Source organism: Mycolicibacterium cosmeticum (assembly GCF_000613185.1).
GTDB lineage: Bacteria > Actinomycetota > Actinomycetes > Mycobacteriales > Mycobacteriaceae > Mycobacterium > Mycobacterium cosmeticum.
This window is the reverse complement of record NZ_CCBB010000003.1, coordinates 1,521,199-1,539,828: the sequence shown is the minus strand read 5'-3', so window position 1 is coordinate 1,539,828 and position 18,630 is coordinate 1,521,199. Positions and strand designations below refer to the sequence as shown.

Annotated in this window: 20 protein-coding genes; 2 read left to right on the top strand and 18 right to left on the bottom strand. The window is 70.8% G+C overall.

The annotated features are described in order from the left end of the window. Positions 1-23: 23 nt before the first annotated feature. The 5 genes from BN977_RS26615 to gatC all read right to left on the bottom strand — a co-directional run bounded on the left by BN977_RS26615 (position 24) and on the right by gatC (position 4,797). On the bottom strand, positions 24-1,055 hold the full coding sequence (locus BN977_RS26615; protein WP_024450472.1) for an ATP-dependent 6-phosphofructokinase: 1,032 nt from the start codon (positions 1,053-1,055) through the stop codon (positions 24-26). Between the two features lie 55 nt (positions 1,056-1,110). Further along, a complete protein-coding gene (locus BN977_RS26610; protein WP_036402792.1) occupies positions 1,111-1,767 on the bottom strand; it encodes a response regulator in 657 nt (218 codons plus the stop codon). Positions 1,768-1,789: 22 nt separating this feature from the next. Then, on the bottom strand, positions 1,790-2,953 hold the full coding sequence (locus BN977_RS26605; RefSeq protein ID WP_051561927.1) for a sensor histidine kinase: 1,164 nt from the start codon (positions 2,951-2,953) through the stop codon (positions 1,790-1,792). Positions 2,954-3,016: 63 nt separating this feature from the next. After that, positions 3,017-4,501, bottom strand: coding sequence for an Asp-tRNA(Asn)/Glu-tRNA(Gln) amidotransferase subunit GatA (gatA, locus tag BN977_RS26600; protein ID WP_036402790.1), 1,485 nt, complete (start codon positions 4,499-4,501; stop codon positions 3,017-3,019). Beyond that, positions 4,498-4,797, bottom strand: coding sequence for an Asp-tRNA(Asn)/Glu-tRNA(Gln) amidotransferase subunit GatC (gatC, locus tag BN977_RS26595; RefSeq protein WP_024450476.1), 300 nt, complete (start codon positions 4,795-4,797; stop codon positions 4,498-4,500). The genes gatA and gatC overlap by 4 nt, the downstream gene beginning before the upstream one ends. A 73-nt stretch (positions 4,798-4,870) precedes the next feature. Here gatC and BN977_RS26590 point away from each other — a divergent pair, with 73 nt between their 5' ends. Beyond that, positions 4,871-5,530: an ACT domain-containing protein gene (locus BN977_RS26590; protein ID WP_036404513.1), complete on the top strand. Its 660-nt coding sequence runs from the start codon at positions 4,871-4,873 to the stop codon at positions 5,528-5,530. A gap of 3 nt (positions 5,531-5,533) precedes the next feature. Here BN977_RS26590 and BN977_RS26585 read toward each other — a convergent pair whose 3' ends face one another. Continuing rightward, on the bottom strand, positions 5,534-5,788 hold the full coding sequence (locus BN977_RS26585) for a metallothionein (RefSeq protein WP_024450478.1): 255 nt from the start codon (positions 5,786-5,788) through the stop codon (positions 5,534-5,536). A gap of 61 nt (positions 5,789-5,849) precedes the next feature. After that, positions 5,850-7,907, bottom strand: coding sequence for an NAD-dependent DNA ligase LigA (gene ligA, locus BN977_RS26580; RefSeq protein WP_036402787.1), 2,058 nt, complete (start codon positions 7,905-7,907; stop codon positions 5,850-5,852). Positions 7,908-7,979: 72 nt separating this feature from the next. Here ligA and BN977_RS26575 point away from each other — a divergent pair, with 72 nt between their 5' ends. Further along, complete coding sequence (locus tag BN977_RS26575) at positions 7,980-8,378, top strand: MmcQ/YjbR family DNA-binding protein (RefSeq protein ID WP_036402784.1); 399 nt, start codon at positions 7,980-7,982, stop codon at positions 8,376-8,378. Position 8,379: 1 nt separating this feature from the next. On the opposite strand, the gene BN977_RS26570 is transcribed toward BN977_RS26575, so the two are convergent. The 11 genes from BN977_RS26570 to BN977_RS26520 all read right to left on the bottom strand — a co-directional run bounded on the left by BN977_RS26570 (position 8,380) and on the right by BN977_RS26520 (position 18,474). Further along, on the bottom strand, positions 8,380-9,285 hold the full coding sequence (locus BN977_RS26570; protein WP_036402781.1) for an alpha/beta fold hydrolase: 906 nt from the start codon (positions 9,283-9,285) through the stop codon (positions 8,380-8,382). 59 nt (positions 9,286-9,344) lie between these two features. Further along, the gene (locus BN977_RS26565) at positions 9,345-9,995 is read right to left on the bottom strand and encodes a hypothetical protein (RefSeq protein WP_131590222.1); all 651 of its coding nucleotides are present in this window, start codon (positions 9,993-9,995) and stop codon (positions 9,345-9,347) included. A gap of 52 nt (positions 9,996-10,047) precedes the next feature. After that, positions 10,048-11,061, bottom strand: a complete 1,014-nt coding sequence (locus tag BN977_RS26560) for a uroporphyrinogen decarboxylase/cobalamine-independent methonine synthase family protein (protein ID WP_036402777.1) — start codon at positions 11,059-11,061, stop codon at positions 10,048-10,050. A gap of 25 nt (positions 11,062-11,086) precedes the next feature. After that, positions 11,087-12,154 carry a tRNA 2-thiouridine(34) synthase MnmA gene (gene mnmA / locus BN977_RS26555; RefSeq protein ID WP_036402774.1) on the bottom strand — a complete coding sequence of 356 codons (1,068 nt, stop codon included), beginning with the start codon at positions 12,152-12,154 and terminating at the stop codon, positions 11,087-11,089. Beyond that, complete coding sequence (locus BN977_RS26550) at positions 12,154-13,338, bottom strand: cysteine desulfurase family protein (protein ID WP_036402771.1); 1,185 nt, start codon at positions 13,336-13,338, stop codon at positions 12,154-12,156. Before BN977_RS26550 ends, mnmA begins: the two co-directional genes overlap by 1 nt. Before the next feature lie 47 nt (positions 13,339-13,385). Beyond that, positions 13,386-14,246 carry a lysophospholipid acyltransferase family protein gene (locus BN977_RS26545; RefSeq protein ID WP_051561925.1) on the bottom strand — a complete coding sequence of 287 codons (861 nt, stop codon included), beginning with the start codon at positions 14,244-14,246 and terminating at the stop codon, positions 13,386-13,388. Then, positions 14,243-15,091 carry a GNAT family N-acetyltransferase gene (locus tag BN977_RS26540; RefSeq protein ID WP_036402769.1) on the bottom strand — a complete coding sequence of 283 codons (849 nt, stop codon included), beginning with the start codon at positions 15,089-15,091 and terminating at the stop codon, positions 14,243-14,245. Before BN977_RS26540 ends, BN977_RS26545 begins: the two co-directional genes overlap by 4 nt. A gap of 85 nt (positions 15,092-15,176) precedes the next feature. Continuing rightward, positions 15,177-15,827, bottom strand: coding sequence for a nitroreductase (locus BN977_RS26535; RefSeq protein ID WP_036402767.1), 651 nt, complete (start codon positions 15,825-15,827; stop codon positions 15,177-15,179). Between the two features lie 30 nt (positions 15,828-15,857). Further along, a complete protein-coding gene (locus BN977_RS26530; protein ID WP_036402765.1) occupies positions 15,858-16,580 on the bottom strand; it encodes an SDR family oxidoreductase in 723 nt (240 codons plus the stop codon). Between the two features lie 107 nt (positions 16,581-16,687). Further along, complete coding sequence (locus BN977_RS26525; RefSeq protein WP_036402762.1) at positions 16,688-17,644, bottom strand: electron transfer flavoprotein subunit alpha/FixB family protein; 957 nt, start codon at positions 17,642-17,644, stop codon at positions 16,688-16,690. Positions 17,645-17,682: 38 nt separating this feature from the next. After that, a complete protein-coding gene (locus BN977_RS26520) occupies positions 17,683-18,474 on the bottom strand; it encodes an electron transfer flavoprotein subunit beta/FixA family protein (protein WP_024450491.1) in 792 nt (263 codons plus the stop codon). Positions 18,475-18,630: the final 156 nt, after the last annotated feature.

Genomic DNA, 18,630 nt, shown 5'->3' with positions numbered 1-18,630 from the left:
CCTGTCGGCCGAAAAACGCCCCGTCAGCCGAAGAATTCGGCGGCGTCGTCGTACCGGGACTGGGGCACCAGCTTGAGCTGGCGCACCGCGTCGGCCAGCGGAACCGTGCCGATGTCCTGACCGCGCAACGACACCATCATGCCGAACTCGCCGGCGTGCGCGGCATCGGCGGCGTTCACCCCGAACCGGGTGGCCAGCACCCGGTCATAGGCGGTCGGGGTGCCGCCGCGCTGCACGTGACCCAGGACGGTCACCCGCACGTCCTTCTTGATGCGCTTCTCCACCTCGAGGGCCAGTTGCTGGGCCACCCCGGTGAACTTCTCGTGGCCGAACTCGTCCATCCCGCCCTGGCGCAGCGACATGGTGCCCTCCGCCGGCTTGGCGCCCTCGGCGACCACGCAGATGAAATGCGAAGAGCCGTGCTGGAAACGCTTCTTGACCAGGCGGCACACCTCCTCGACGTCGAACGGCTGCTCGGGGATCAACGTCATGTGCGCGCCGCTGGCGATGCCCGCGTTCAGCGCGATCCAGCCGGCGTGCCGGCCCATCACCTCGACGAGCATGACGCGCTGATGCGATTCGGCGGTGCTGTGCAGCCTGTCGATGGCCTCGGTGGCGATCTGCAGCGCGGTGTCGTGGCCGAAGGTCACGTCGGTGCAGTCGATGTCGTTGTCGATGGTCTTGGGCACCCCGACCACCGGGACGTTCTCCTCGGAGAGCCAATGCGCCGCGGTCAGCGTGCCCTCGCCGCCGATCGGGATGAGCACGTCGATCCCGTTGTCCTCCAACGTCTGCTTGATCTGGTCCAGGCCGGCCCGCAGCGCGTCGGGATTGACCCGCGCGGTGCCCAGCATGGTGCCGCCCTTGGCCAGCAGCCGGTCGTTGCGGTCGTCGTTGGCCAACTGCACGCGGCGGTCCTCCAGCAGGCCGCGCCACCCGTCGAGGAAGCCGACCACCGAGGATCCGTAGCGCTGGTCGCAGGTCCGCACCACCGCCCTGATCACCGCATTCAGCCCGGGACAGTCACCACCACCAGTCAGCACGCCAATACGCATGGTGTAGATCCTGCCAGTTCCGTCCCGGCGGGGCGCACCGGCGCGGGATGTGCGGTCACCGCGCGAACGGCGACACCAGACCCGTCTCGTAGGCCAGCACCACAGCCTGTGCCCGATCCCGCAGACCCAGTTTCGAGAACACGTTCCCCACATGGGTTTTCACCGTCTCCTCGGAGACGAACAGTTCGGCGGCGATCTCGGAATTCGACATTCCGCGGGCCACCAGGTGCAGCACCTCGGTCTCGCGCGGGGTCAGCCGGGCCAGCTCGTCGGCGGATCGCCGCGGTGCGGTGGGGCGTGCTACCAGGTCGGCGATCATCCGCCGGGTGACCGACGGCGCGAGCAATGCCTCGCCCGCCGCGATCACCCGCACCGCCCGGATCAGCTCCTCGGCCGGGGCGTCCTTGAGCAGGAAGCCGCTGGCACCGGCGCGCAACGCGGCGTACACGTAGTCGTCGATGTCGAACGTGGTCAGCATCAGCACCTTCGACGACGTCTGCGCCAGGATCTCGCGCGCGGCGTCCAATCCGTTCAGGACGGGCATCCGGACGTCCAGCAGCACCACATCCGGGGCCAGGTCGCACACCGCGCCCACGGCCTCCCGGCCGTTGCCCGCATCGCCGAGCACCCGGATATCGGATTGCGCGGCCAGCAGCGCACCGAACCCCTGCCGGACCATGGGCTGGTCGTCGGCGATGAAGGTGGTGATCACCGGCGACCGCGGGCAGGTCGGATCAGACCGGGCATGGCGCCACCGTAGCCGGGACCGCCGGCAGATAGGACCAGACCACGAACTCGTCGTCATCGGCGTGCACCGCGACGATGCCGCCGACCGCGCCGGCACGCTCGCGCATGCCGGTGATGCCCAGCCCGGGTGAGGGTGCCGGCCACGGCGCCGTCGACGCCGGCCGGTTGCGGACCTCGATGCCCACCCCGTCCACGGTGATGCTCACCTCGGCCGCCACCGGCGAGCCGGGGGCGTGCCGGGCCGCGTTCGCCAGGCACTCCTGCACGATGCGGTACGCCGTCGCCCCGATCAGCTCGCCGACCAGCACCGTCGGCCCGTCGATCTGCCAGGTGAGCTGCACACCGGCCCGTTGGGTGGCGGCGAACAACTCGGGCAGATCGGTGATGGTCGGGGTGGGAGCCAGCTCGGCGACCTCGGTGTCACTGCGCAGCACCCCGAGCAGGCCGCGGATCTCGTTGAGTGCCTGCCGGCCGGTCGCGGCGATCGTCTCGAACTCCGCCTGCAGCCGCGGCGGCACGTCGGCGTGGCGGTACGGCGCGGTCTGCGCCGACACCACCACCAGCGACATGTGGTGCGCCACAACGTCATGCAGATCGCGGGCGATCCGGCTGCGCTCCTGCAACACGGTGCGGCGGGCGCGCTCCAACTCGCCCTCCTCCTCCAGTTGCGCCACCTTGCGGCGGGACAGCACCAGCCCGCGCACCAGCACCACGCCGAACACGATGGCCGTGACGCCGAATGCCCAGCCGGCATCGGCGTCGGCGGGCATGGCGATCAGGAACAGCAGCGCCGACGCGGCCCACACCTTGAGCACCGTCGGCAGCGAGCGGGTCCAGGCCACCGCGGCGATGAGCACCAGCAACTCGATGAGGTGCACCACCTGCCAGGGGTAGGTCCAGCCGGGCAGCCGGTCGAAGAACAGTGGTATCGCCGCCGCGGCGCCCGCCGAGATAGACCATCCGAGAAGGGGATTCGTTACGACGAGCAGCAGCGGCCAGGCGGCCAGCGCCGCCACGATGGGCGCCACCCCCGCGGGCACCTGGTGGGTCAGAAACAGCGTGGGCCAGGCGATCGCGTACATGATCGCACCGACGACCACCACCAACCAGGTGCTCCAGTGCCAGTGCCGCAGTCGGTTCACTCGGTTCATCGCCCAAATGTTAGGGCGATGAGACCCCGCCGCACTCCCCCTACGGGGTGATTTCCCGACCGGTTACAGGGCGCTCGGCAGCGCGCCCCGCGCGGCCTCGTACGCCGCACCGACCCGGTACAGCCGGTCGTCGGCCAGCGCGGGGGCCATGATCTGCAGGCCGACCGGCAGTCCGTCGTCGGCCGACAGGCCCGAGGGCACCGACATGCCGCAGTGCCCGGCCAGGTTCAGCGGCAGGGTGCACAGGTCGAACAGGTACATGGCCAGTGGATCGTCGACCTTCTCCCCCAGCCGGAACGCCGTCGACGGGGTGGCGGGGGTGGCCAGCACGTCGACGCTCTGATACGCCCGGTCCAGGTCGCGCGCGATCAGCGTGCGCACCTTCTGCGCCTGGTTGTAGTAGGCGTCGTAATAGCCCGCGGACAGCGCGTAGGTGCCGATCATGATGCGGCGCTTGACTTCCGGCCCGAACCCGGCGGCCCGGGTCAGCGCCATCACCTCTTCGGCGCTGTGCGTGCCGTCATCGCCCACCCGCAGCCCGTACCGCATGGCGTCGAAGCGGGCCAGGTTGCTCGACACCTCCGAGGGCAGGATCAGGTAGTAGGCCGCCAGCGCGTGGTCGAAGTTCGGGCAGTCCACCTCGATGACCTCGGCGCCCAGCGCGGTGAGCTGTTCGACCGCGGCGTTGAACGAGGCGAGCACCCCGGGCTGGTAGCCCTCCCCGCGCAGTTGCTTGACGACACCGACCCGCACGCCCGTCAGGTCGCCCGCCGCGCCGGCCTTGGCCGCGGCCACCACATCGGGCACCGGGGCGTCGAGCGAGGTCGAGTCGCGTGGGTCGTGCCCGGCGATCACCTGGTGCAGCAGCGCGGTGTCCAGCACGGTGCGCGCGCACGGCCCACCCTGGTCCAGCGACGAGGCGCAGGCGATCAGGCCGTAGCGGCTGACGGTGCCGTAGGTGGGTTTGACGCCCACGGTTGCGGTCAGCGCCGCCGGCTGCCGGATGGAGCCGCCGGTGTCGGTGCCGATCGCCAGCGGCGCCTGGAATGCGGCGAGCGCCGCGGCGCTGCCGCCACCGGAGCCGCCCGGCACCCGGTCGGTGTCCCACGGGTTGCGGGTGGGCCCGTACGCGGAGTTCTCGGTGGACGATCCCATCGCGAACTCGTCCATGTTGGTCTTGCCCAGGATCGGGATGCCGGCGGCGCGCAGCTTCGCGGTGACCGTCGCGTCGTAGGGCGACCGCCAGCCTTCCAGGATCTTGGACCCGGCGGTGGTCGGCGCGTCGATGGTGGTGAAGACATCCTTGAGGGCCAGCGGCACCCCGGCCAGCGGCGAGGGCAGCGTCTCACCGGCGGTCACCCGGCGGTCGACCTCGGCCGCCGCGGCCAGCGCCTCTTCGGCGCCGACGTGCAGGAACGCGTGATAGCGCTCGTCGGTGGCGGCGATCTGGTCCAGGTGCGCCTGGGTCACCTCGGTCGAGGACACCTCTTTGGCGGCGATGCGGGCGCCGAGGGTGGCGGCGTCCTGCCTGATGAGTTCGGTGGTCATTCGGGCTCTCCCAGGATGCGGGGCACCGCGAAGCGGCCGTCCTCGGCGCGCGGCGCCGCGGCCAGCGCCTGGTCCTGCGCCAAGCTCGGCACCAACTCGTCGGGGCGGGTGACGTTGACGCTCTTCAGCGGGTTGTCGGTGGCTTCGACGCCGGTGACGTCGACGGACTGGATGCGGCCGACGTGCGCCAGGATGGCGTCGAGCTGGCCGGCGAAGCTGTCCAGCTCGCCGTCGGTCAGGGCTAGACGGGCCAGCCGCGCCAGGTGGGCTACCTCGTCCCGGGAGATCTGTGACACGACAACGCAGCCTAGTCGCTGGGGCCGCGCTCCAGATTCGCCGCTCCCCGGAGGCTGTGACAAGGTGTTGGCCGTGCCGTCATATCTGCTGCGGGTCCAGCTGGAGGACCGACCGGGCAGCCTCGGCTCGCTGGCCGTCGCGCTCGGCTCGGTGGGCGCCGACATCCTGTCCCTCGACGTCGTCGAGCGCGGCGCGGGCTACGCGATCGACGATCTGGTGGTCGACCTGCCCGTCGGCTCGATGCCCGATGCGCTGATCACCGCCGCCGAGCACATCCAGGGTGTGTACGTCGACAGCATCCGGCCACACACCGGGTTGTTGGAGGCGCACCGCGAACTCGAGCTGATCGACCACATCGCGGCCGCCGGCGAGCGGGCCGACAAGCTGCGCGTGCTGGCCGACGAGGCGCCGAAAGTGCTTCGGGTGGGCTGGTGTTCGGTGCTGCGTCACACGGAGGCCGGGTTGCACACGGTCGTCGGCAGCCCCAGCGCACCCGAAACCCTGGCCGAGACCGCGCCCTGGCTGCCGATCGAGCACGCCGAGGTCCTGGACGGCACCGCCGCGTGGGTGCCCCAGGTGTGGCGTGACATCGACACCACGCTGGCGGCCGCGCCGCTGGGCGACCACCACACCGCGGTGCTGCTCGGCCGCCCGGGCGGACCGGCCTTCCGGCCGTCGGAGGTGGCCCGGCTGGGTTACCTGGCCGGGATCGTGGCCACCATCCTGCGCTGAGGTTCAGGCCCCGGCGGGCACCGGATAGCGGTCGTTGACGTCGGCGTTGCTGTCCTTGCGGGCGCAGTGGGCGCAACAGAAGATGGCCTCGGGTGTCTCGATGCCGTGCCCCAGGATCCGGCAGCCGCAGTGCGCGCACTCGGGCGCCACCTTGGCCGCCGCGCATTCGATGGAGTCGAAGGTTGCGCTGTTGTCCTCACCCCAGCTGACGGTGAAGGCCTTGTCGTAGTCGTTACCGCAGGTAGCGCAGATCGCCATGTCGAAATCCCCTCGTGTCGTGTCGACGATGGGGTAACCGCCGCGCGCGCACGACAAACCGTCAGTCGGCGTCGGGACCGTTCTCCAGCAGCGCGCGGAAGCCGTCCTCGTCGAGGATCGGCACCCCGAGTTCGACGGCCTTGTCGTACTTGGAGCCCGGGGCGTCACCGGCCACCACGTAGGCGGTCTTCTTGGACACCGAGCCGGCGGCCTTGCCGCCGCGGGCCAGGATGGCCTCCTTGGCCTCGTCCCGCGAGAAACCGGTCAGCGATCCGGTCACCACGATCGACAGCCCCTCCAGCGTCCGCTCCACACCGGCGTCGCGTTCGTCGGCCATCCGCACGCCCGCGGCGCGCCACTTCTCCACGATGGCCCGGTGCCAGTCGACGGTGAACCACTCCTTGACGGCGGCGGCGATGGTGGGGCCGACGCCTTCGACGCCGGCCAGCCGTTCCTCCGAGGCCGCCACGATGGCGTCGAGCTCGCCGAATTCACCGGCGAGGGCACGCGCGGCCGTCGGTCCGACATGGCGGATGGACAGCGCGACCAGCACCCGCCATAGCGGCTGGGATTTCGCCTTGCCGAGGTTGGCCAGCAACCGCTTGCCGTTGGCGGACAGTTCACCGGCCTTGGTGGTGAACAGGTCGGTGCGCAACAGATCTTCGGCGGTGAGGGTGAACAGGTCGCCCTCGTCGGCGATCACCCCGGCCTGCAGCAGCGCGATCGCCGCCTCGTAGCCCAGGCCCTCGATGTCGAAGGCGCCCCGGCCGGCGACGTGGAACACCCGCTCCCGTAGCTGCGCCGGGCAGCTGCGGGTGTTCGGGCAGCGGATGTCGGCGTCGCCCTCCTTGGCCGGCGCCAACGGGGTGCCACATTCGGGACACGTTGTGGGCATGACGAATTCGCGTTCGGTGCCGTCGCGCAGGTCGACCACCGGCGCCAGCACCTCGGGGATCACGTCACCGGCCTTGCGCAGCACCACGGTGTCGCCGATCAGCACACCCTTGCGTTTCACCTCCGAGGCGTTGTGCAGGGTGGCCAGCCCGACCGTCGAGCCGGCCACCTTGACCGGCTCCATATAGGCGAACGGGGTGACCCGGCCGGTGCGGCCGACATTGACCCGGATGTCGAGCAGCTTGGTGGTGACCTCCTCGGGCGGGTACTTGTAGGCCACCGCCCAGCGCGGCGCCCGGGAGGTGGAGCCGAGCCGGCGTTGCAGCGCCACGTCGTCGACTTTGACCACCAGACCGTCGATTTCGTGTTCGACGTCGTGGCGGTGCTCGCCCCAGTAGGTGATCCGTTCGGCCACCGCGGCGATGCCCTGCACCCGGGTGGTGTGGGTGGACACCGGCAGGCCCCAGGCTCCCAGCGCGCGGTAGGCGTCGTGCAGCGACGCGAACGTCACCCCCTCGACATGGCCGAGGCCGTGGCAGATCATCCGCAGCCGGCGCCGCGCGGTGACGGCCGGGTTCTTCTGCCGCAGTGACCCCGCGGCGCTGTTGCGCGGGTTGGCGAACGGTGCCTTGCCCTCGGCCACCAGGCCGGCGTTGAGGTCCTCGAAATCGGTGACCCGGAAGAACACCTCACCGCGCACCTCGAGCACGGCGGGCAGCGGGAATTCGTCGGAGGCGGTGAGCCGTTCGGGGATGTCGTCGATGGTGCGGGCGTTGAGGGTGACGTCCTCACCGGTGCGCCCGTCGCCGCGGGTGGCCGCGCGGATCAGCCTGCCGTCCCGGTAGACCAGCGCCAGCGCCACACCGTCGATCTTCAGCTCGCACAGATACTCGGTGTTCTCACCGGTTTCGGCGCTGATCCTGGCGGCCCAGGCCGACAGCTCGTCACTGTCGAAGACGTTGTCCAGGGACAACATCCGCTCCAGATGGTCGGCCGAGGCGAAGTCCGTGGCGAAGCCGGCGCCGCCGACCAACTGCGTCGGCGAGTCGGGGGTGCGCAGCTCCGGGTGCGCCTCCTCCAGCGCCTGCAGTTCGCGCAGCAGCGTGTCGAACTCGGCATCGGAGATGACGGGTGCGTCCTTGACGTAGTAGCGGAACTGGTGCCCGCGCACCTCCTCGGCGAGTTCCTGCCAGCGTCCACGCACCTCAGAGTCCGATGAGCTCACCTGTGTGAGGCTAGTCGAGGCCGCCGACACGATTTGCGGGTCGGCGTCGCCGGCGAACGTAGACTGCTTGCCGTGCCGCATCCCGTCATGTTCAGCGAGGACGATTTCGGGCTGGCCGAGGTGCGCGCCATCGCGCTGGACTTCCCCGAGGCGTTCGAGAAGGTGTCCTGGGGCCGGCCGGTGTTCTGCGCGCCGAAGATGTTCGCGATGTTCGGCGGCAACGTCAAAGGTGCCAGCGGGATGACGGCGTACCCGTCGTCGCTGCTGGTCAAGGTCGACGAGTCCGACCGCCGGGCGCTGGAGCAGGACCGCCGGTTCTTCTTCCCGGCCTACATGGGGCCGTTCGGCTGGCTCGGGTTGGACCTGACCGCGGGCCCGGTCGACTGGGGTGAGGTGCGCGAACTGGTCGACGCGTCGTTCCGGCTGATCGCCTCGAAGAAGCTGATCCGAGCGCTCGACGAGAAGGCTTGACTCATACCGGTTTATCGGCACCCAACGCCAGGAACGTCCGCAACCGGTCCAGCACCAAGTCCGGACGCTCCTCGATGATCCAGTGCCCGGCACCGGGCACCAGCTCGAGGTCGAAGTCCGAGCAGTGCTCGGGCAACACCCGCAGCAGTTCGGGGGTCAGCACCGAGTCCCCGGTGCCGTGCAGCCAGCGGACCGGGACGGTGACGTGGTGCTGGTCGTACTCGCCGCGGATCCAGCGGGACGCCTCGCGGGTCTGGAAGGTGCGGTACCACTTGGAGCCGGCAACGGCATAGGCCGGCCGGGCCATGCATGCCCGGTAGAACTCCATGTCCTCGGCGGGGGTGACGTAGTCACCGCCGACCCAGGAGCCCAGCAGCCGGAAGAAGCGCATCTTCGGGTCGGCGATCACCTTGGGCCCGATGACGGGCAACAGCATCGGGATCTGGTACCACATCCGCCAGATGTTGGCGAAGGCCGCGAGATCGCGTTTGAGCCACGGCACTGCGGTGTTGATCCCCATGAACGACGCCACCTTCTCGGGGTGACGCAGCATGAAGATGGTCGCGACGGGACCGCCCCAGTCATGGGCGACCAGGCGCACCGGACCGACGCCGAGGGCGTCCACCACCCCGGCCAGGTCGTCGGCCAGGTCGTTTTTGAAATAGTGGTCCCCCGCCGGGGTGGAACTCCACCCGGCACCGCGCAGGTCCGGGCACAGCACCCGGTATCCGTCGGCTGCCAACGGTTCGATATGGCGGCGCCATTCCCACCAGTTCTGCGGGAAGCCGTGCACCAGCATCACCGGCGGCCCGTCCGCGGGTCCGGCGTCGGCGACGTGGATCGTCACGCCGGCGCCGAGGTCGAGGTAGCGGTGCTGCACGCCGGGGAGTTCGGGCGGGTTGTCCATGGAGACAACGTACGCCATGACCTTCGGTATCCGGTACCACCGGTAACGAATTAGATGGGTCAGCGCACGACCAGGCCGGCGGCCGCCTTGGCGGCGCGCGCCTGCCGGTAGCCCAGCGCCGCGCCGGCCAGCGGGATGAGCAGCAATCCGGCCAGACCGAACCAGGACGTCCACGGCTGCCCCGGCCGGGTGTTGTCCCAGGCGTGCAGCGCGGACAGGTCCACCGGCGCGCTGGGACGCGTGGGCGGTTGCAGGATGCCCAGGGGTGCGGGCTGGGGTACCACGGCCACCGGCGGCGGGACCGCCACCGGCTGCGGCGCCGGCCCGGTCGGAATGTCCGGCGCGGGTTCGGGGTGGCGGCCGTTGCCGAACGTCACCTTGGGGGCGACGAAGGCCGGCGCCGTGGCGGGCGAGCGCGACCCGGAGGAACCGGCCGGCGGTTTGAGGGCGCCGGCGATCGACGGGGACCGGCCGGAGCCGACCACGGCCTGCGGCGCCCGGCTCACGGTGTCGGGGCGGGTCCGGCCGGGCGCACCGCCATTGCCGCCGCCACCGCCACGCTCGGCACGGGGGGCGTCGCGATCCTGCCCGACATGCCCCCCGGGATCTCCCGGCCGGGCGCCGGCGAGGGCCGTGGTTGTTCCGCCTGCCAGCAGGAACACCGAGAGCGCGACGGCACCCGCCGCCATCGTCCGCTTCGCTCGATCCACAGGGCTCCCCCGCCGTCCGGACCTCACCATACTGCGAACCGATGTTTGCGGGCTAGACCGCGTCCGGATCCTGATGCAGCCCGTCGGCGGCTTGCTGCAGCAGGCTCAGCGCCGTCCGCGCCCAGTCCGCGGTGGCACCGGCCAGCCCGCACGCCGGGCTGATGCCGATGCGGTCGCGCAGCACCGCACGGGGAAATCCCAGCCGGTCGGTGACCGCCGCCGCCGCGCCGGCAACCTGGTCGGTCGCGGGGCGCCGCAACGGCGCCGTCCCAGGGACGACGCCGAGCACGACGGTGCGTCCGGATTCCACGAACTCCCCGATACCATCCAGGTCGGCGGCGTCCAGCGTCGCAGCATCGACGGCGACTGCTTGAATTTGACTGCCCTGCAACAGCTTCCACGGAGCATCGGGGGCACAGCAATGCACCATCAGCGCGCCGCCCACCCGCTGGGCACACTCGTCGAGCAACGAGCCGGCCACCGCGGCGTCGACCGGATGCACCGCCGACATGCCGGTCACCCCGGTCAGCCGGCCGGCCAGTGCCGCGGGCAGCGACGGTTCGTCGAGCTGCACCACCACCTCGGCGCCGATCCGGCGGGCCACCACGGCCCGGTGCGCGGCGACACCCTCGGCCAGCGAGGCCGCCAGGTCACGCACGGCGCCCGCGTCGGTGATGGCGCGGTGCCCGTTGGGCAGTTCCAGCTGGGCGGCCAGCGTGATCGGGCCGGGCACCTGCACCTTGACGGTGCGGCCCTGGCTGCCGCGCAGACCGGCCTTCTCCCAGGCCTCCTCCAGCGCGTCGAGATCCTCGTCGAGCAGGCTGACCGCGCGGCGCAGCACGGCGCTGCGGCCAGGGCTGATGCGATAACCACGGGGCACGGTGTCGATGCCGATGTCCACCAACAGCGCGCCGGCGCGGCCGATCAGATCGGCGCCGATCCCGCGGGCGGGCAGCTCGGCCAGGTGCGGCAGCGTGTGCAGTTCGCCGACGATCACCTCCGCGGCCTGGCGCGCCGACGCGCCGGGCCAGGATCCGATACCGGTAGCGGCGGCGAAAATACTCACGCAGCCAACACTATTCGATCGTCATTCAGCGCACGATGGTGGCGCTGCCGAGTACCTCGTCGCCGGCCGGATCCGGCCGGTAGAGCACCATCGTCTGGCCGGGCGCCACACCTCGCAGCGGGGTGCGCAGTTCGGCGTGCAACTGCCCGTCGCGCAGCTCGACGACGGCGTCCACCACGCCGCCGTGGGCGCGGACCTGCACCACGCACTCCACCGGACCGGTGGGCGCGCTGCCGGAGGTGAACACCGGCTTGTCCCCGCGCAGCGTGGTGATGTCCAGTTCGACGGCCGGCCCGACGCGTACCGTGCCGGTGTCCGCATCGATCCCGGTGACATAGCGGGGCGCCCCGTCCGGACCGGGCCCGGCGATGCCGAGACCCTTGCGCTGGCCGATGGTGAAGCCGTGCACGCCGTCATGCTCGGCCAGCACGGTGCCACCGGTGTCGACGACGGCGCCGGGCCGGACACCGATCCGGGCGCCCAGGAACGCGCGGGTGTCCCCGGACGGGATGAAGCAGATGTCGTGACTGTCGGGCTTGTCGGCGACGGCGAGCCCGCGCCGGGCGGCCTCGTCGCGGATCTGCGGCTTGGGGGTATCGCCGATCGGGAACAGCGCGTGCCGCAGCTGGTTGGCGGTCAGCACGCCCAGCACATAGGACTGGTCCTTGTCGGCGTCCACGGCGCGGCGCAGCCGGCCGTCTTCCAGCCGGGCGTAATGGCCGGTGGCCACCGCATCGAAGCCCAGTGCCAACGCGCGCGCCGACAGGGCGGAGAACTTGATCTTCTCGTTGCAGCGCACGCACGGGTTCGGGGTCTCGCCGCGGGCGTAGGACTCGACGAAATCGTCGATCACGTCTTCCTTGAAGCGGTCGGCGAAATCCCATACGTAGAACGGGATGTCCAGGATGTCGGCGACCCGGCGGGCATCGCCGGCGTCCTCCTTCGAGCAGCAGCCGCGCGACCCGGTACGCAGCGTGCCCGGCGCGCTGGACAGCGCCAGATGAACGCCGACGACGTCGTGGCCGGCGTCCACCATCCGGGCGGCCGCCACCGAGGAGTCGACGCCGCCGCTCATCGCGACCAAGACCCGCATCACAGCACCCCCGCACTGGCCAGGGCCGCCGCCCTGGCTCGCTGTACCGCCGCGGGCAGTGCCGCCAGCGCGGCGTCCACGTCGGCGTCGGTGCTGGTGTGCCCCAGGGACAGGCGCAGCGAGCCGCGCGCGGTGTCCGCGTCGGCGCCCATCGCCAACAGCACATGCGATGGCTGCGCCACCCCGGCGGTGCACGCCGAACCGGTGGAACACTCGATTCCCTTGGCATCCAACAACATCAACAACGAATCGCCCTCACAACCGCGAAAGGTGAAGTGGGCGTTGCCCGGCAGCCGCCCGTCGCCGAGCGCGCCGTTGACATCCACGTCCTCGATGGTCTCCCGCACGCCGTCGATCAACCGGTCGCGCAACGCCCGGACCCGAGCGCCGGTGGCCTCCAGTCCCTCGACCGCCACCCGGGCGGCCGCGGCCATGGCCACCACACCGGCGACATCCGGTGTGCCCGAACGGACATCGCGCTCCTGTCCGCCGCCGTGCAGCAAGGGCACACAGGCGGTGTCGCGGCGCAGCAACAGCGCGCCGACTCCCATCGGGCCACCGAACTTGTGGGCGGCCACCGACATGGCGGCCAGCCCACTGGCCGCGAAGCCGACCGGGATGTGGCCGACGGCCTGGATCGCGTCACTGTGCATCGGGATGTCGAATTCGGCTGCGATGGAAGCCAATTCAGCGATCGGCAGGATGGTGCCCACCTCGTTGTTGGCCCACATCACCGAGATCAGCGCGATATCGTCGTGCTCGGTAACGACGGCGCGCAACGCCTCGGGCGTGACGGATCCGTCCGCCGCGACGGGCAGCCAGGTGACCTCGGCACCCTCGTGCTGCACCAGCCATTCGACGGCGTCCAGCACGGCGTGGTGTTCGATCGGGGTGGTGACGATGCGGCGCAGTTGCGGCGACGCATCCCGGCGGGCCCGGTAGATGCCCTTGACTGCGAGGTTGTCACTCTCGGTGCCGCCCGCGGTGAAGATGATCTCGGACGGGCGGGCATCCAGCAGGCCGGCCAGCGCCTCACGCGCCTCCTCCATCCGGCGCCGGGCCGCACGTCCCGACGTGTGCAGGGAGGACGCGTTACCGACCGTCGCCAGCACAGCCGTCATCGCCTCGATGGCAGCGGGGTGCATCGGCGTGGTGGCGGCATGGTCGAGATAGACGGCGGTCATAACCTGTCCAGGATAGCCGTCGCCGGATCATCGACCGGACTCGCAGGTCAAGCCGCGGTGGCATTCCCCGTCGGTACGCTCACCCCTGGGCCATGCCCGTGTGCGCGGCGGTCGGTTCCCCCGCGCACCGCCGCCTCACACCGCGCCTTCAGATCGCGCCGCGACGTGCCGGGCAACTGCAGCGACTGCACCTGCACATGCACGATGGTGCGCCGCGCGGTGACGAGGCGCCGGATCGAGGCCAGCAGGGTGTCGTCCCCGATATAGGCGGGCACCGTGGACGGGCGGCCGTCGCGGTGGTGATAGGTCAGCCGCAGCGGCTGCACCGGGCGGCCGGCGTCGACCGCGGCCTGGAACATGGCCGGCCGGAACGGGCCGTACCCCAGCCCGCACCAGGTGGTGCCCTCAGGGAACGCCACCACGGTGTGGCCGGCGCGCAGCCGGGCGGCCACCGCGTTGACCACGCCGGGCAGCCGGCGCAGATTGCCCCGGTCGATCGGGATGACCTTCATCAGGCGCGCGACCACACCCAGGGCGGGCCAGTCGATCAGGTCGGCACGCGCCACGAACGAGCCCGGCATGACCGCACCGATGGCGAAGATGTCCAACCACGACACGTGCCCGCTGACCACCAGGACGCCACGCAGGTTGCGAATCGGTCCGCCGGACACCGTGATTCGCACGCCGATGCAGCGCAGCATCAGCCGGCAGTACCCCCGTTGGATGTGCGACCGGCCGGGCAGCGGCACCGCCAGCAGCGGTACGGCGGTGATCAGCAGCGCGGCGCCGATGACCCGCAGCGTGGTGCGGGTCCAGACCGCCGGTCGCGAGCCCAGTGGCGCGGCGCCGGCGTGCATGCAGCTGGCGTCGCAGGAGGCCTGCGGCAACCAGGAGTGCTGCCCGGTCATGCGCCGGCCGCCAGCTCGCCGGCCTGCGCGACCGAACGCAGCCGTTTCAGGTACCGCACGTCGGCCTTGCGTTTGTCCAGCAGGGCCGGGAAATCGCCGACGCCGAAGTCCGGGTCGTGCGCGGGCTCACCGCACACCTCGGCGCCGAGGCGCAGGTAACCGCGCATCAGCGCGGGGACGCTGACCCGTGCCGGTGGATCGATCTCGTCGAGGCTGCGGCCGTCGATGGTCACCGGCCGGTACGGGCGCACGGTGTATTCCGCCGGTGCGCCGTGCCTGCGGAGCACGAAATCGCGGACGCCGCGCAGCTGGCTGCCGGGGGTTTCGTGCGCCGGGTGCGTCGGCACCGACACGCAGCCGGTGACGTAGTCGTATCCGCACCGGTCCAGGTAGGCCAGGATGCCGGCCCACATCAGCAGCACGACGGCGCCGTTGCGGTGATCGGCGCGCACCACCGCGCGGCCCATCTCGACCAGCGAGGGACGCAGGGTGTCCAGCGCTCGGACGTCGAATTCGGTTGCGGTGTAGAGGCTGCCCGCCGCGATGGCGCCCGGCGGCGGCAGCATCCGGTAGCACCCGACCAGTTCCCCGGAGGTGTCCTCGCGGACCAGCAGGTGATCGCAGAACTGGTCGAAACGGTCGGCGTCCAGCCCGGCCTCGAACCCGGGGCTGGTGGACGTCAGGGCGAATCCGGGCTCGGAGGTGAACACATGGTGGCGCAGACGCTGCGCGGCTTCGATGTCGCCGGCGTCGGTGGACAGCAGCAGGGTGTAGCGCGGGCCGGCGGCAGCGGGCGCCGCGTGATCGGTGTCATCGGCCGGTATGAGTACGGATGCGGTGCTCATAACCAGCACGGTCGCCCACCCGGGTCTCCGGATGGCATCGGGCGCGTGACGTGTCCGTGCACGCTCAGTGACGAAATGTGGCCGGCTACTCGACGAACACCACGTTGTCGGCCACCGGATTGCGCGGAGTCGTCAACGTGTTGGCCGGGAACGCCGGGTCCGGGTAGCCGATCGCCAGCCCGCACAGCACGGTGAACTCGTCCGGGATGCCCAAATGGGCCCGCAGGATCTCCGGATACGCCGCGATGGACACCTGCACACAGCTGCCGAGGCCGCGCTCGGTGAGCGCCAGCAGCAGGGTCTGCAGAAACATGCCGACCCCCAGGGCGTCGACCACGCCCAGATCGCGGTGCATGCAGACGACCGCGCCGACCGGGGCGCGGAAGAACTCCCAGTTGCGCAACTGGGCCAGCCGCCGGCCGTCCTGGTCATGCCGGGCGATCCCCATCGAGCCGTAGACCAGGCCGCCGAGCTCTTGGCGCAGCGGCAGATACGCCTCGGGGATCCCGGTGGTCACCGGCAGCTCGAGGGAGGCCTCGGCCAGCAGAGCCTCGACCAGCCGGTCCCGGCGCGGGCCGGAGGCGAGGAACAGCCGCCACGGCTGGATGTTGGAGTTCGACGGGGCACGCATGGCGAGAGCGAGCGCTTCGTCGAGCAGTTCGCGGGCAACGGGCTTGTCCCGCAAGAACAGCCGAGTCGAACGACGCTCCCGCACGAGATCGCCGAGGTCGGTCATGGCCGCGGCACCCGCCGGTCCCGGCGCTCGTCATCGAACATCGGCGTGCTCCTGCCGCGCGCCCCCGGTGACCAGGCTGCCGCGCTGCAGCGGGGTACCGAAGTAGGTGGCCTGGGCGTCGACCACGACGGCCTTGTCGCTGCCCTGGGCGGCCAGCACCCCGCGAGCCAGGTCGGCGAAACTGATCTGCTCCGGTCCGCCGACCTCGACGATGCCGTCACGCGGGCCCGCGGTGGCGACGCGGGCGACCGCGGCCGCCACATCGTCGGCCGCGACCGGCTGGATGAGTGCGTCCGGTACGCGGACCACGTCGCCGGCGTCCAGCGACGCGACGATGCCCTCGGCGAACTCCTGGAACTGGGTGGCCCGCACGATCGTGTACGGCAGGCCCGACGCGGTGATGGTGTGCTCCTGGGCCACCTTGGCCCGCATGTACCCGCTCTCGGGCAGCGCGTCGACTCCGACGATGGACAGCGCGACGTAGTGCCGGACACCGGCCGCCTTGGCGGCGGCCACCAGGTTGGCCGAGGAGCGGGTGAAGAAATCCAGCACCGGCCCGTCGTCGAACGACGGTGAATTGACGACGTCGACCAGCACGTCGGCGCCCGCCAGCGCGTCGGTGAGGCCGTCTCCGGTGAGCACGTCGGCACCCGACGCGCGGGACGCGGCGACGACATGGTGTCCGTCGCGCTCCAGCAGGGCGACCACCTTCGAGCCGATCAGGCCGGTGGCCCCGATAACTGAGATGTTCATGGCCCCAGCCTGCCGCCCGGGGCCCGGGAGGGAACCCTTGAAAACCCGTAGTCCTGGGTACGAAGAAGCCCCCGGACATGGCGTCCGGGGGCTTCCTCGCGAAGCGATCAGCCCTTGCGGGCCTTGACGGCGTCGGTGAGCTGCGGGGTCACCTTGAACAGGTCGCCCACGATGCCCAGGTCGGCGATCTCGAAGATCGGCGCCTCTTCGTCCTTGTTGACCGCGATGATGGTCTTGGACGTCTGCATACCGGCCCGGTGCTGGATGGCACCGGAGATGCCCAGCGCGATGTACAGCTGCGGCGACACGGTCTTACCGGTCTGGCCGACCTGGAACTGGCCCGGGTAGTAGCCCGAGTCCACCGCGGCGCGGGAGGCACCGACGGCGCCACCGAGCGCGTCGGCCAGGTCCTCGACCACCTTGAAGCTGTCCGCACTGCCCACACCGCGGCCACCGGCGACCACGACGCTGGCCTCGGTGAGCTCCGGGCGGTCACCGGCGACGACCGGCTCGCGGGAAGTGATCTTGGTCGCATTCTCGGCCTGGGCCGGAACCTCGACGTTGACGACCTCGCCGGCACCGTCGGCCGGGGCAGCCTCGACGGCACCGGGGCGGATGGTGATCACCGGCAGCTCACCGGTGGGCTGCGCCTCGACGGTGTACGCGCCACCGAAGATGCTGTGCACGCCGATGGCGCCTTCCTTGAGCTCGACGATGTCGACGAGCAGACCTGACCCCAGGCGCGCGGCCAACCGGCCGGCGACCTCTTTGCCCTCGGCGGTGGCGGCGATCACCACACCGGCCGGCGCGGCCGACTCGGCCAGCGCGGCCAGCACGTCGACCTTCGGGGTGACCAGGAAGTTGTCCACGTCGGCCGACTCGGCGACGTAGATCTTGGCCGCACCGGCGGCCTTCAGGCCGTCGGTCAGGCCGGCGGCGGTGCCGGGGCCGGCCACCACGACGGCGGACGGCTCGCCCAGGACGCGGGCGGCGGTGATGAGCTCGGTGCTGACCTTCTTCAGCGCACCATCGGCGTGCTCGACGAGCACAAGTACTTCAGCCATGAATGTGTCCTTAAGTGAGTGTCTGAGGGATCGGGCGACTAGATCAGCTTCTGGGCGACCAGGTACTCGGCGACCTTGGTGCCGCCTTCGCCTTCGTCGGTGATCTTCTCGCCGGCGGTCTTCGGCGGCTTCGGGGTGGACGACAGCACCTTGGTGCCGGCGTTGGCCACGCCGACCTCGTCGGCCTCGACGCCGATCTCGGCCAGAGTCAGGACGGTGACTTCCTTCTTCTTGGCGGCCATGATGCCCTTGAAGGACGGGAAGCGCGGCTCGTTGATCTTCTCGTTCACGCTGACCACGGCGGGCAGGGTGGCCTCCAGGCCGAACACGCCCTCGTCGGTCTCACGCTCGGCGGTGACCTTGCCGCCCTCGACGTTCAGCTTGCGCACGTGGGTCAGCTGCGGCAGGCCCAGGTATTCGGCGATGACGGCCGGAACCGCGCCGCCGACACCGTCGGTGGCCTCGTTGCCTGCGATGACCAGCTCGGTGCCCTCGATGGTGCCCAGCGCGCGGGCCAGGGCCCAGCCGGTCTGGATGACATCGGAACCGTGCAGGCCGTCGTCCTTGAGGTGGACCGCCTTGTCGGCACCCATGGACAGGGCCTTGCGGATGGCTTCGGTCGCACGCTCGGGACCGGCGGTCAGCACGGTCACGGTGCTGTCGCCGCCCTCGCGCTCCTTGATCAGCAGCGCTTCCTCGACCGCGCGCTCGTTGATCTCGTCCAGAACGGCGTCGGCCGCTTCCCGGTCGAGAGTGAAGTCGCCGTCGGTGAGCTTGCGCTCCGACCAGGTGTCAGGGACCTGCTTGATCAGGACCACGATGTTCGTCATGACTGTGGTTCGTCCTCCTCGATGAGGCCGTCAGCCGGCCTGGGCATATCACGAATTACGCAACGGCCACCAGGTTACCCGTCGGTAACTTTTGCGGCACGCAAGGACACCATAACCGCTCAAACCGCTCATCAAGACCTCACGGTCACCGGGCAC